This is a genomic window from Paenibacillus medicaginis (genome assembly GCF_042138635.1).
GTDB classification, from domain to species: domain Bacteria; phylum Bacillota; class Bacilli; order Paenibacillales; family Paenibacillaceae; genus Paenibacillus; species Paenibacillus medicaginis.
Genome location: NZ_JBHIRY010000007.1, coordinates 14,220 through 27,624, shown reverse-complemented (window position 1 = coordinate 27,624; position 13,405 = coordinate 14,220). Strand labels below are relative to the sequence as shown.

Here is a 13,405-nt window from a genome sequence, read left to right as displayed (position 1 = left end):
CTACAATTTCACCTCTATTTTTTGTGTGAACAATTATCGGTTCATGGCATTTTCTAAGTCACAGCGAATACTAGCAATAAAAAGTGTACAACCTTGTTCCCAAAAAAGCCGCATCGCTTTATCCAATACCTCGGTCTCATCAAACTCCTTACTTCTCGACACTTCATTTCCCTCCTTCAATTAATTTAACATATTTGAGAACGATCAGTAAATAAAAAGCGTGCTAAATACACTTTTCTCCATTTACCAGTATTCTCACATTCTATATAACAGTATCTCCTTATTACATCATTTATGAGAATACGCAAAATTCCCCTTCAAGTTTTTTGAAGGGGAATTTTACTTGTATAAGAAGGGAAAGATGCTGTGTTCTATAATGGCACCAAAGTTTATTCCTAACCCTTCACCGCGCCTTCCGCGATGCCCTCCATAATGAATTTCTGAAAGAATCCGTAAATAATAACAACCGGGATCGCCGTCAGCACCAGTGAGGAGAGAATCAAGGGCCAATCTTTGTTATACTCCCCGAACAGCATGTTCGTCGACAGGATTAGCGTGTATGTGTTCACATCCGTGAGCATCAGCAGCGGCAGCAGGAAATCGTTCCAGATCCACAGGAAATCCAAAATCGCAATGGTGACTGTAATCGGCAGCAGCAGCGGGAAAATGATCCGGAAGAATGTCTGAAACTCGTTGCAGCCGTCGATCTGCGCAGATTCCTCCAGCTCACGCGGGATTGATTTGACAAACCCGTGATAGAGGAAGATGGCCATATTTACGCCAAGCCCGATATAGATCAAAGCGAGACCGTAGGTGGTGCCCTGCACATGCATCGCTTTAGCCATTCTCGTGAGCGGGATCATGATGGAATGGAACGGTACCAGCATGGAAGCGACAAACAGAAAGAAAATCGCACCGCTTAATCTGCCACGTGTGCGGGATAATTTATATCCTGCCATGGAGGCGGTCAGAATAATGCCGGCAATGCCGATGATGGATATCGTGGCGGAATTCAGCGTGCTGCCCAACAGATTGATTTTAACAAATGCGTCGCCATAGTTTTCCCAATGCATTGTTGTCGGCAGCGCTATAAAGGATGCAAACATTTCGCCCTGGGTCTTGAACGAATTGACGACCGCCATATAGATCGGAAAGCAGGCAATGACAGCACCAAAGATCAGGAACAATCTTATCAGCAGGGAGCTGGCTGTGTGTTTTTTCATGCCTCCACCTCCCTTTTCTTCATGACCGTAATCTGGATCAGGGTGAAAATCAGGACGATGACAAACAGAATGACAGATTTTGCGCTTGCATATCCGTAGCGAAAGTTATTGGAGAATGCTTCCTCGTAAATGTTCATCGTAATCACCTGTGTGGCGCGGCCTGGTCCCCCGCCTGTCAATCCGTACACGACCTCGAATACCTTAAAGGCACCGTTCAATGTCAGGAAAAAACAGATCGTGACCGCATGGGTAATCATCGGCAGCACCACACTGCGCAATGTCTGGAGCGGACTGGCTCCGTCAATAATCGCGGCTTCCTTCAGGCTTTGCGGAACTCCCTGCAGGGCAGCCAGATAGATGATCATCATGTACCCTACCCCATTCCAGAGTGACACGGTCAGAATGGAGTAAAAGGAATACTGCGGATCACCCAGCCAGGACTGGTTCAGAAAGGTGATGGCGAACCGCTCGGCCAGCTGCGGCAGCACCTGGGAAAATACAAACGTCCACATAAATGCGCTGATGATGGTACTAATCATGTTGGGCATAAAAAAGATCGTCCGGAAAAAGCCTTTGCTCTTCGTACGGGACTCGATCAGCACCGCCAGCAGCAGGGCGATTCCATTTTGCAAAACGATCATGAACAGCACATATTTCAGCGTGAACCATAGTGAATTCATAAAATCCGGGTCTTCCCGCAGCGCCTCCGTAAAGTTGGCCAAGCCAATAAAATCGTAATCCGCGTTCAGCCCGTTCCAGTCCGTAAAGCTGTAGTACATGCCGCCAATCGTCGGGATGAGCAGGAAGATCGTATAGAGAACAAACGCCGGGGCCGTGAACAGCAGCAGTGACATGTACTTTTTGTATACCCCGTTATACACCAATGGCTCCTCCTCTCCGTGCAGCTTTGGGAAAAGGAGCGGGAAGAGTGCTCTCTTCCCCACTCCAGGTATGGCTGCATCAAGTTTTGCTTGGCACTTTCTTTTACTTGTTCACCTTGTTGAACGATTTCCATGCTTTATCCAAAGCGGCAATGACATCATCCTGAGACATTTGTCCGGCATAGTAGGACTGCAGCGCTTTACCAGCTTCATCTTTAACCGCCTGTGGAATGGCCGGGTCCTGATAGGACTTGCCAACCTTCACATATTCCATAGCGTCATTCACCCATGGATAACTTTCATACGTGTGGGTTTTGGCAACCGGATTGAATTTCAGGGCTTGGTAAAATTCGCTTGAATCCTGGTCATCCAGCACGTAGTTGATGAAATCCAGCGCCAGCTCCTTGTTCTTGCTGGAGGAAGACACGGCTAACGAAGTCGATGTGCTCAGGTCGATCATCGTGGCATTCGGGTCATCATTGATGGGGAGCGGGGCCACACCGAAGTCCAGATCCGGGTTCGATTTCAGGATCGTCTCCGCATACCATGGGCCTTGCACCCACATCGCAGCTTTGCCTGCAGCAAAGGCGGCCGCTCCGTCATCTCCGCCCACCTCCAGGGCTCGATCCGTGCCATTGGCGTTGACCAGATCCATTATACCGAACAGAGAAGCCTTAATTTCACTGAAGGAACCTTGGTCACTATTCATCCGTTCCACGAAATCCTTGTCTCCCGTATTGATCGTGGCACCGGCCGCGAGCGGCAGGAACAGCTGTGGAATCCAGGCTTCCTTGTAGGAGATTTCAAATGGCGTAATATTCGCCGCCTTCAGCTTATCGACTGCGGCTTTCATCTCTGTCAGCGTTGTCGGCGGGGTAATGCCCTGTTCTTCAAAAATTTTCTTGTTGTACAGGTATCCCCAAGAGAGTGTCTCCATAGGAACAGCTACGATTTTCCCGTCAGTTGTCGTTACAGACGGCTTTACACTGTCCAGCAGCTTATCTACAAACGGCTGATTCGACAGGTCTTCCAGATAACCGGCTTTGTAGAAGGAGGGAATCTCATTGACCGCATGCAGCGCGAACACGTCCGGCGCATCATTGGAGGCAAGTCGGGTTTTCAGAATCTGAGCCGCATTATCTGACGGCGGCATTTCCAGCTGCACCGTTACGTCGATATTTTTCTCCGCTTTCATCTTTGCCTTAAACTGTTCAATGTACTTGTCGTAATGCTCTTTCAGTCTTGGCAGGGCAATGAACATTTTGAGCGTGGCGGTGTTTCCTGCGGAGGACCCGCCCTCTGCATCATTTGTACCCGCATTGGCACCGCATCCGGCCAGCAGTACAGCAGTCAATACAGAGCCCGTCAAGCCTTTCCATATCTTCCTCACATCCATGACCTCCCTGATGTTCACTGTTCTTTTTTGTTTACGCTTTCATTGTAAAACAATGATGTAAGCGCTCCATTGGACGGATTTAGACCATTTTATTGGACATTTTTAAACTTAACTCTGTTTGCGCATTTCCCCCGGCGCTATTCCAAAATACTTCTTGAATACACGGTAAAAATAGGATACATCCTCGTAACCAGCCATCTCGCACACACTTTTTATAGGAAGCTGGTCCTCCGTTATCCATTCCCTGGCCTTTTCCATCCGCAGCTGTAAAATATAGTCGGTCACATTCAGCCCGTATTCCTGCTTAAATGCCTTGCTGAGATATTCTTTGCTGACAAAAAACACCTTGGCCAAAAACTCCAGCGTAACCGGTTCACTGAAATGCTGCTCCATATACTGCCTGACTTCCTCCAAATTCAGCTTGTTCTTGAATTTACGGTGCTGAACCAGCGCATCAATCGCCTGCATATAGTACTGCTGCACTTCATGTACTGCTGTGTCGGCAGACGATAACGTATGTGGCGTCACCTTGAGCTCCTGCTGCTCCGCTCCCGGCATGGCGGCAGTGAGCAGCTCTTTTAAATGAAGCAGCAGCTCCTGCACCACCCGTCCCAGCTTGCGTCTGCCTATGTCCGCATCCAAATCCTGTTGAAGCTGTCCGAATACGACAGTTATGGCCTCCCTGTTCAATGCATTGAAATGAGAACGCAGCCTTTGCTTATACCCGGCAAGATGCTGCGAAAATTCAAGATCAAGCGGCTCCAGCTCGGAGTTCGTGCTGTTTTGCAGCTCTGTTTTGCATTTTTGCAGTGTTGCATTAAGCTCCAGCGGATCAATTGGCTTGAGCAGATAATCGACCGCCCTGTATTTTAGCGCATGCCTGGCATAATTAAAGTCGTCATACCCGCTGATGACAATCGCTTTAATCTCCGGAAAGCAGTCGTTTAAAATCCGCAGCAGCTCCACACCATCGGCAGCGGGCATGCGCATATCCGTAATGACAATTTCGGGTTTTAATGCTTCCGTCAGCCGTACAGCCTCGATCCCGTCTCCGGCTTCACCAACGATTTGCAGATCAAGCCGCTCCCATTCTCCGAGCGTCCGGATCATGTCCCTGTTCCAGTTTTCATCATCCACCAAAAGCACTTTGATCATCAATCTGCCACCCCCCTGATTCCCATGGAATACGGATGCAAACGTCCGTGCCTTTCCCCTGCTCACTGCTTATGCTGATTCCATACATCGGACCGAAATACATACGAATGCGGGCAGCAACGTTAATCAGTCCTATGCTCTTTCCGCTCGCCCAGTGGCCGTCTGTACCGGCAGCGAGCTTGCTGCGCAGCTTTGACAGCCGTTCAGGGTTCATCCCGGCTCCGTTATCCCTGATCCGGATCAGCACCCCGGCACCGCTGCGCTTGATCGATACTTCCAGCTTCCAATCCTCCTGTCTGAACTCCAGCCCGTGTGCAAATGCATTTTCGACAATCGGCTGCAAGGAGAGCTTGGGCAGCTCACTCTGCAGCACCTCACCCTCTACCTCAAGCGTATAATGGAGCCTGCCTGAGAACCGCTTCTGCTGGATATGCATGTAGTGCTGCAGATGATTCAGCTCCGCCTGTAGGGAAGCGAGATGATCCGGCTCGCGCACGATATAACGGAACATTTCGCTTAAGGAGCGGATAATTTCATAGCTCTCCTCTGGCTTGCGGGCATAGATCATACCGCCGATGAGCTGCAGCGTGTTTTGCAGAAAATGGGGGTTGATCTGTGATTGCAGCGCTTTAAGCTCGGCCGTTCTCTTTTCCAAGTTGATCTTGTATTCATTCTGAATATGACTGCGGATACGAACGGCCATATCGTGCAGATTATTTTCCAGCAAGCCGATCTCATCCGTTCTTCCGCTGCGGGCGGGCAGTTCCTTGCGCTCATCAATTAGATCGATACCACGCATCGATTTGGCAAGCTTGACGATGGGCCGCGCCGTTCTCCAGGCGACAATAACAGCAAGCAGCACCGATAGTGCCGCGGAGACGGCGCCTACAAGCAGGCCGTAGGTCATGGTGTTTATCGCGCTCTGGTCAATATCCCGCTTCGGAATGACTTTGACCAGCCGCAGCCCGATCGGATCGACGGTACTATAAAACACATATGCCTGAGATGTACGGAAATAGCCAGGACCTGGACTCAAGGCGGCAAGATGTTCTGCAGCTTCACCGGATAAAACGCTTTCAACTAATGGCGTGTACATGGTCTTGCCGTCGCTTCCGACAATAAGTACTCCCTGCTTATCCATACCGCCCAGCAGCTCAAGCGTTTGGTTAAAGGCTGACCAGCGGATCTCCAGGCTGATGGCTCCGAGCCTTTCCTGATTCTCAAAGCGATTAATGCTGCGGATGAGCCTGAATTTTTCCGGATCATCGCTACTGGTATCAATGATGAAATCCTTATGCTGACGCGCAAGATCATTGTAGACCACAGGAGGAGCAGAAAGCGTCTGCACATCATTTTGCATGGAATTAATCGTGAACAGTGTACCGGTTTCATGTACGTACAAGCTGATCCCGACCACATGATTGCCTGCCGAGTAATAGACGCTGTTCAGAATTTCAAAAATTTTGCGCTGCTCGGCCAAGCGGCTTGAAAGGTTGTCCTCTTCCTGATCCCCCAGGTACTCACTTAGCGCCGGGTTGACTTGAATCGTATAAATCAGGTTGTTCAGCTGCGAAAACTGTTCCCCCAAATAAATACCGGTCCATTTCATATTGGATAAATTGGTGTCGATGACTTCAGACTCCATGGACGTCCTGCTGTTTTCGGCAGCCAGCGCCGTGATGGCGATAATGGGCAGCACAGCAAGCAGCACCATCGTGATGATCAGCTTGCTGCGGATACTTCGCTGCACAGGATGGATAAAACGCCGGGAAAAATCTTTTAACAATGCAGATGCACCTGCTTTCCCCTACAGTTTGTCCTTTCAACGATAAACACAAAAAACGCGCCTCGCATCAGGAAGGCGCTTTCATAAATGATGCCAGAAAGACCTGCAATAATGGTGACTGCCCTATGATGCCGTTTCTTTTTGGCTGTATTATACCTGATTTTTATCAGGAATACGATTATAAACAGACTCGTAATGTTTTTATGCAAGCGGGCGAGCCAAATCATGATCCGTAAAAGGATCTGTTCAGCTCGCCCTATTCTTGAAGCTATTCCGGCTTGTTCCCTGCATTTGTATCTGCAACAAAGCCGGTTTTGTAATCTGTATATTTTAATTCTGTCACCATACCGGCTGAGGCGTGATGAAGATCATGACAATGGAACATCCAGTTCCCTTCATTATTTGCTTCGAATGCAACGACGTATTCTTCGCCTGGCCGCAAATTCAGCGTATCCTTGATGATTGGAGACCCTTCAAGCGGTTTCCCGTTCTTGCTTAGCATTTGAAAGAAGTGACCGTGTAGATGCATCGGATGATCCTCGGTTTTCGAGTTATTGACGAGGCGGACCTTGATGGTATCTCCTTTCTTGACCTTGATCGGTTCGGTTTCTGGAAACGTCTTTCCGTTGATGGTGTAGACCATTTCGCCGTTTTTCATACTTGTGTTCAAATTCATCGTGTATTGCAACGTATATTTCTGATCTAACGTAAAGTTGGCTTTGCCTGCTTGGCCATAACGACTTATATCGACAACTGTCAGTTTCTCCGACTCATTTGCTTTGTCGGAACCGGCGGGAGCACCTTCATAAGCGATGGTGGCTTTCATCCCTGCAACAGCTGCTTTGTCGCCATGGTCCTCGATCAGCCATCGGCCCGGATTGTTGGCGGTAAATTCAATATCGTAACGCTCTCCTGGGGCAATGCTTACGACATTATCTTTCAGTATGCCTGGATTGTTGATCGGCTGCCCATCGGTAGCAATAACTTTGAATTCATGTCCATGCAAATGAATTTGGTGAGACAGATAACCCGCATTGATCAATCGAATTCGGACTTTATCCCCCTGTGTAACAGGAAGCTGCTCCACAAGCGAACCGGATTTTCCATTTATAGTATACAGGTCGTACATACTCATATCTTCTCCCATATTCATCGTACCGTGATCCATGCCGGACATATTATCACTAGACATGCTCTTGCCAGACATTTCCCCGGAGCTTACCCATTCATCGAGAACAAGCGTATAATCACGGTCAACGCCGGTGCCTTCCTTCGGTTCGACGATAAAAGATCCATACAATCCGCGATCCAACTGATTTACACTATCCTGATGTGAATGGTACCAATAGGTGCCAGGGACATCTGCTTTAAACTCGTACGTAAACGATTGGCCAGGTTGAACCGCGTTTTGCGTTACGCCTGGAATGCCGTCCATTGCATTCGGGACAGGAACGCCGTGCCAATGAATGGTGACTGGCTCCGGCAACTGATTCTTCAAGTTGACTTTTACCGTTTCACCTTGTTTGACCCGAATTTGCGGGCCAGGAACAGAATTATTGAATGTCCATACCGGCAAAGTTTTGCCTGGAGCGATTTCCTGATTGCTTACAGAGGTGGTCAAATTAATTTCTTTGCCTGTTAAAACAGTTGTTTTTTCCGTTTGAGCAGCCGATGTCTGCGAAGAACCGGAACAACCAGCCAGTATAACAGATAAAACCCCGACTATAATCATGCTTTTGAGCTTGTAACCAGTCCCCATTACCTTCATTCCTTTCTGTATTGAAAATCCAATAGATCAATCATAGCCAATACATATGTAGAACTTTTGAAGCCGCGAATAGTTCCGAGACGCTAAGCTTTTTCTTGACTTGACGGAGTGACAAGGATTGACCCATTATAGAAGCAGCTGATGTCCTGTTAAAATTTTCAATCAATCAGGATAAAATAAGTGAACACTGTCTAATAAGGAGGGCCTATGAAAACTATTGGACTTATCGGTGGAATGACCTGGAAATCTACGCTGGAGTACTATCGGATCATTAATGAAGAAATAAATGGCAGGTTAGGGGGATTTCATTCGGCAAAGTGTCTGTTGTACAGTGTCGATTTTGACGAGATTGAACGCTGTCAATCTGAAGGAGATTGGGAGAAAGCAGGTAAAATATTAGGGAAAGCAGCTGCAGCTTTGGAAAAAGCGGGCGCAGAGTTTATAGTGATCTGTACAAATACAATGCACAAGGTCGTGGATCATATTGAAGAACATTGCTGATGCAACAGCAAAGCAAATTAAAAGCTCTAACCTAAAAACCGTTGGCTTGCTTGGTACCCGATACACGATGGAACAAGATTTTTATAAATCCCGCATAGAATCGAACGGAATCAAGGTGCTCATTCCCAACGAGGAAGAGCGGGTTATTGTCAATAAAATCATTTACGAAGAGTTAGGTTTTGGACAGATTATAGAATCCTCCAGGGATTATTATAAAAAAGTAATTCAACATCTGGTTGATCATGGGGCTGAGGGAGTCATTTTGGGTTGCACAGAAATTGGCTTGTTAATTAAACCGAAGGACTCAGAAAGCCCACTATTCGATACGACAATAATCCATGCCATTGAGGCCGTAAATGCCGCTTTAGAAAAATGAAGCTATATAAATGCCCCCTACTACATATCATAAAACTATGTAGTAGGGGGCATATTACCAATTAGATCACTTGCATTTTTGGATTATAATTCACTTTGTGTTGAAGCCATTTTGCCGTAAGCTTGACCTTTCATATTAGTATTACTCGCGTTAAAAGTAGCATAAAAATCGCCAGTTGATAAAGCTGAGGGGCTTCTCCACTCCCATGCTTTACCATCAGCCGGTATCGTCGCTTCTTTTACGACCGGCCCACTTGCTGATCCCTTATGCAGGGCAAATTTAATAGATTCACTGCCTGTATTTTTTACCCAGATTTTAACGTAACCCAACCCAGCTGGAATCTTAAAATAAGATACCGTTTGTTGACCGCCTAATGTTGTATCAAACGCAGATTGTGTGGCAAAGGGAACAATTACTTGGTCTCCTCCATTAATTGATTCAATGGCAGATTGAACTGCTTGTGCTGGTTCTGTCGTAGCTGGTGCAGCATCAGTTGTAGCTGCCGCAGAAGCAGTTAACGGAATTGCTACAGCTAAAGACAATGCAGACAGAAACGTGGCTTGCTTAATGTTTTTCATCCTCAATTCCCACTTTATTTAAATTTTTTGCCTGTTTACTTTATCAATCAGATCGATATGTATAATAATTACTAGAGTATTCATGATCAATAAAGTATTTACAGTTTTTTGATACAATTACATTATAAGTGTTTTATTGTTATTATTCAACATTTTTTGGATAATAATACCATTCACTTCAAGACTCATCGGCAGAGGCTTTTGGTTGTGCAGGTTAACCTTCCTCGATAATCTTGACTCCCCAGCGCTCAACCCCGATCGTCTGGCCGTTTTGGACCTTACTATCCTCGAACAGTTCCATTCCTTGTCTATGAAGGTATACAAGTTCCGCCGGATGGTCCGAGTAGTTAAAATAATAACGTATGGTCTTACCCGCCTCGTTGACACCTGTTTTCGTGATCAGCGGGAACGCCAATTTCTGATCCGCTCCCCATAATCCCACCTGTATGACCGCATGTGCCAGTATTTTATTCATCACCTGCGGACTTACCATGCAGCCAATGTAGATGGCCATGCCTTTGCCATATTCATTCTGCGTAATCGCAGCATACTGGCCCCAATGCGGATGGTCATAGTATGCAAGAACTTCTGCGGTGTCCGGGGTGATCAATTCCATCCAGGTATGGACCTCATTGTGTTCCGGCTCTACATTAAACGGGTTATCCTTCAGGGTTACCCTCTTTGGTTCAACAAACATTTGATAAGCAATACCGCATGCCTCACTGATGATTCCTGGCTGCCGAACGGTCCTTACTTTTACGTTCTCGTCGGTAAAACCGCTTTTGAAGGTATATACGATATGGCCGCCGCGGCGCACAAAATCATTCAGGCGTTCCAGCAGCCGGTCCGAAGCGGTATATAACGCCGGTACGACAAGCAAGTCGTAGCCGTCAAAATGTTCAGCAGACGCATCCACAAAATCACATCCGACATTCATACGATAAAGCTCATCATAGACCAGGCGGACCACATCATTGTATTTTTTAGTGCTCGTAAAGCTGAATTTGAACCACTCCATCGCCGTTAACGATTCATTGCTGACCAGAATGGCCGTCCTATTCGTCTTCTGCAAATTCACCAGCTTATCCGAAAGTCTGGCAAAATCCGCTCCAATCGTTTTCGCTTCATTATAGACAGGGTTCGGCTCGAAGTCATGGCTCAGCAGTCCCTTCCAGTAGGTCTCGAATGAATTGTGTATAGAATGCCAGTGCCAATAAGCCACCATGTTCGCCCCGGATGCCAGATGGCTGAAAGCCTGCAGCCTGAGCTGACCGAGATACGGCACCCAATTCAGAAAAGCCTGGGCTTCCGTTTCCAGCACCAGATAGTTGGTGCCTTTCGTGGAACGGGCCATATCCCCGCCAAAGGAAATCTCAATGCCCGTTAAATCATCCTGTGAAGGATGATAGATGTCCACGCCGGTAATATCAAACGGTTTGGACGCGGCAAAATGGTCAACGTCCGGCTGCACCCCATAGGAATAGCCACGCCATTCAAAATCGAAATTTTGCGTAACAAACTGATGCGGTTGTTTATACTCATTGACAATCGACACCTGCCAGCTCAGGAAGTCCGTGACGAGCTTGCGCTGAAACTTGGCAAATTCCGCGCCGAGACTGCCATTAATGGTGCCAACAACAGACGGGAAATCCTCCCAGCTGTTAATCCGGTTGCTCCAATAATCCAGTCCGAAAGTTTTATTTAACTCGTCCAGTGATTTGAATTTCTCTCTTATATATTTCACAAATTGCAACTGTACATTAGGTCCGGCTGTGTGATAATGCTTCGTTTCATTGTCGGTCTGGTAGCCGATGACGGCCGGATGCTTGCAGACTCTTGAAATCAGCTTGCGGATAATGCGTTCGGCGTAAAAAAGATAGGCAGGATGTGTGATGTCCATAATCTGTCTTGCCCCATATTTTCCGGGTCCATTCTCGGTTGTGGCTAAAATGTCAGGGTGCTGCTTGACCATCCAGGTCGGAACGGCGTAAGTCGGCGTTCCGACAATGACGTGGATCCCCGCTTCATGCATGGCGTTCAGCACTCTGTCAACAGATGTGAAATCGAACACCCCATTTTGCGGCTCATGCGTACTCCAGGTGGATTCCGCAATACGAACAACGTTAATGCCGGCCTCCTTCATCATCCGGATATCCTGATCCAGCCTGTCATAAGGCATGTATTCGTCATAATAAGCGACACCGTATAATAATTTTTTCATCATAAATGAGCTTCCTCCATATCCGGAATACTAGAATTAGCAAGAAGATAGCGCTTACTTTTCTTCGCATGCCAAACCCTTTTCCCAGCCGTGTGCCGTAAAAGTTCATGGAACAAGGAGCCCCTGATCAGCAGAAGCTCCTTGTTTTAATAGTGACGTATGCAAAAAAATCACTTGGTTTACATAATATTCGATGTGTTAATCTGCTTCATCCATATCATTAAGACAAACAGCACCGTAATCCCGGATTTGAATATTAAAAACAGGAGTTGCAAGCGTGCTCTTCATCAAAGAGATGTACTCAGACACATGCTCGTCCGGCAAAATTGCCAGAATGACACCCGCAAAGCCGCCTCCATGCACCCGGCAAGCGCCATCACCGATACGCTTCAGGAAAAGCTCCGTTATAGCAAGCGCAATGGAAATCCCTTGTTCCCGTACCTCCGAATTCCGGTATACGTTCTGCAGCCATTTCCACGATGAATTTCCCGACGCAGTTACGAGCTGGAGAAAATCCTCGAACCTGCCTGCCTGCAGCGCCGCAATCTCCTCACCTACCCGTTCGTTTTCCTCCAGAAAATGCAATGCCCGCAGTACCGCCCGGTCTCCCGTCTGTTCCCGCAGCATATGCAAATTGCCGTAGACTTGCTCCAAGGTCACATCACGGACCACTTCACCACCAAGCGCTCTTGCGACAGACTTCATTTCTCCCGGTACCGCAGCGTAATCCTCCGTCAGGTCAGCATGATTGCCTCCCGTAGCGACAATCACAAGCGAATAGCCTTGATTGCGGAATTGAGATGGAACAGGTTCGATGAAGGGCTGCTCCGGATCTTTAAAATCAATGGTGATCAATCCGCCATAAGCGCAGGCCATTTGGTCCAGCAGTCCTGAAGGCTTGTTCCAGAAATGATTTTCGGCATACTGCCCGATTTTCGCCATCATCACCGTATCCAGCGATCCTTGATTATAAAATGTATTTAAAATTGCACAGATCAGCATTTCAAACGAGGCGGACGAGCTCAAGCCTGATGCGGAGAGCACGTTGCTGCTGACATAAGCGTTAAACCCGCCGATTTTGAAGCCATGCTGTACAAATCCTGCCGTTATGCCGCGCAACAGCGATATTGTTCCGGTTTCCTCCGGCTTTGGCTCCAGATCGGAAAGCTCAATCCGGTATTGATCGGGATAACCCTCGGACACAACTGTGATTACAGCCTCTTCCGTAGGAGCAGCCGCTGCGATCGTATCCAGATCAATGCTTGCCGCCAGCACCCTGCCATGATTATGATCGGTATGATTACCACCGATTTCCGTTCGTCCCGGAGAGCTGAACAGGCTCACGGCACTCTCCTCACCGTAATGCTCCCGATAATTCGCAAACAGCTTCTGATAACGTTCTGTCTGCAAAGTCAGCTGATCAGGACCGTACAGCTTGCACAATACATTTTGCAAGGATGGTTCCTGAATTTTGTTCATATGGCGAATCGTTCCCATAGTCTCCTCCAAATATGTTCATG

At 47.5% G+C, this 13,405-nt stretch carries 10 protein-coding genes and 1 pseudogene; 2 read left to right on the top strand and 9 right to left on the bottom strand.

All coding sequences use genetic code 11. From position 1 onward, the window contains the following. Positions 1-395: 395 nt before the first annotated feature. From ACE5LO_RS09425 to ACE5LO_RS09405, 5 genes are all read right to left on the bottom strand, one after another. A complete protein-coding gene (locus ACE5LO_RS09425; protein ID WP_375519770.1) occupies positions 396-1,223 on the bottom strand; it encodes a carbohydrate ABC transporter permease in 828 nt (275 codons plus the stop codon). Next, positions 1,220-2,077: a carbohydrate ABC transporter permease gene (locus tag ACE5LO_RS09420; RefSeq protein ID WP_375519929.1), complete on the bottom strand. Its 858-nt coding sequence runs from the start codon at positions 2,075-2,077 to the stop codon at positions 1,220-1,222. The genes ACE5LO_RS09425 and ACE5LO_RS09420 overlap by 4 nt, the downstream gene beginning before the upstream one ends. A gap of 130 nt (positions 2,078-2,207) precedes the next feature. After that, on the bottom strand, positions 2,208-3,500 hold the full coding sequence (locus ACE5LO_RS09415) for an ABC transporter substrate-binding protein (protein WP_375519769.1): 1,293 nt from the start codon (positions 3,498-3,500) through the stop codon (positions 2,208-2,210). Between the two features lie 108 nt (positions 3,501-3,608). Continuing rightward, the gene (locus tag ACE5LO_RS09410; protein WP_375519768.1) at positions 3,609-4,655 is read right to left on the bottom strand and encodes a response regulator transcription factor; all 1,047 of its coding nucleotides are present in this window, start codon (positions 4,653-4,655) and stop codon (positions 3,609-3,611) included. After that, positions 4,630-6,441, bottom strand: a complete 1,812-nt coding sequence (locus tag ACE5LO_RS09405) for a sensor histidine kinase (RefSeq protein WP_375519767.1) — start codon at positions 6,439-6,441, stop codon at positions 4,630-4,632. Before ACE5LO_RS09405 ends, ACE5LO_RS09410 begins: the two co-directional genes overlap by 26 nt. Between ACE5LO_RS09405 and ACE5LO_RS09400 the strand changes: the two genes are divergently transcribed. Further along, positions 6,441-6,677 carry a hypothetical protein gene (locus ACE5LO_RS09400; RefSeq protein WP_375519766.1) on the top strand — a complete coding sequence of 79 codons (237 nt, stop codon included), beginning with the start codon at positions 6,441-6,443 and terminating at the stop codon, positions 6,675-6,677. The genes ACE5LO_RS09405 and ACE5LO_RS09400 overlap by 1 nt on opposite strands. Before the next feature lie 32 nt (positions 6,678-6,709). Here ACE5LO_RS09400 and ACE5LO_RS09395 read toward each other — a convergent pair whose 3' ends face one another. Next, complete coding sequence (locus tag ACE5LO_RS09395; protein WP_445993904.1) at positions 6,710-8,209, bottom strand: multicopper oxidase family protein; 1,500 nt, start codon at positions 8,207-8,209, stop codon at positions 6,710-6,712. A 207-nt stretch (positions 8,210-8,416) separates the two neighbouring features. On the opposite strand from ACE5LO_RS09395, the pseudogene ACE5LO_RS09390 reads away from it, so the two are divergent. Beyond that, positions 8,417-9,086: pseudogene (locus ACE5LO_RS09390) on the top strand (aspartate/glutamate racemase family protein). 83 nt (positions 9,087-9,169) lie between these two features. Here the strand turns inward: ACE5LO_RS09390 and ACE5LO_RS09385 are convergent. The 3 genes from ACE5LO_RS09385 to ACE5LO_RS09375 all read right to left on the bottom strand — a co-directional run bounded on the left by ACE5LO_RS09385 (position 9,170) and on the right by ACE5LO_RS09375 (position 13,382). Beyond that, positions 9,170-9,664 (bottom strand): hypothetical protein, encoded by a 495-nt coding sequence (locus tag ACE5LO_RS09385; protein WP_375519764.1) that lies wholly within the window; start codon positions 9,662-9,664, stop codon positions 9,170-9,172. Between the two features lie 214 nt (positions 9,665-9,878). Then, on the bottom strand, positions 9,879-11,885 hold the full coding sequence (locus tag ACE5LO_RS09380; protein ID WP_375519928.1) for a beta-galactosidase: 2,007 nt from the start codon (positions 11,883-11,885) through the stop codon (positions 9,879-9,881). A gap of 198 nt (positions 11,886-12,083) precedes the next feature. After that, a complete protein-coding gene (locus tag ACE5LO_RS09375) occupies positions 12,084-13,382 on the bottom strand; it encodes a galactokinase (RefSeq protein WP_375519763.1) in 1,299 nt (432 codons plus the stop codon). Positions 13,383-13,405: the final 23 nt, after the last annotated feature.

Bases quoted from the DNA above. Each gene is read 5' to 3' on its own strand.
- ACE5LO_RS09425 (WP_375519770.1), bottom strand. From the start codon at position 1,223: ATGAAAAAACACACAGCCAGCTCCCTGCTGATAAGATTGTTCCTGATC.
- ACE5LO_RS09420 (WP_375519929.1), bottom strand. From the start codon at position 2,077: ATGTCACTGCTGCTGTTCACGGCCCCGGCGTTTGTTCTCTATACGATC.
- ACE5LO_RS09415 (WP_375519769.1), bottom strand. From the start codon at position 3,500: ATGGATGTGAGGAAGATATGGAAAGGCTTGACGGGCTCTGTATTGACT.
- ACE5LO_RS09410 (WP_375519768.1), bottom strand. From the start codon at position 4,655: ATGATCAAAGTGCTTTTGGTGGATGATGAAAACTGGAACAGGGACATG.
- ACE5LO_RS09400 (WP_375519766.1), top strand. From the start codon at position 6,441: ATGCAGATGCACCTGCTTTCCCCTACAGTTTGTCCTTTCAACGATAAA.
- ACE5LO_RS09395 (WP_445993904.1), bottom strand. From the start codon at position 8,209: ATGAAGGTAATGGGGACTGGTTACAAGCTCAAAAGCATGATTATAGTC.
- ACE5LO_RS09385 (WP_375519764.1), bottom strand. From the start codon at position 9,664: ATGAAAAACATTAAGCAAGCCACGTTTCTGTCTGCATTGTCTTTAGCT.
- ACE5LO_RS09380 (WP_375519928.1), bottom strand. From the start codon at position 11,885: ATGAAAAAATTATTATACGGTGTCGCTTATTATGACGAATACATGCCT.
- ACE5LO_RS09375 (WP_375519763.1), bottom strand. From the start codon at position 13,382: ATGGGAACGATTCGCCATATGAACAAAATTCAGGAACCATCCTTGCAA.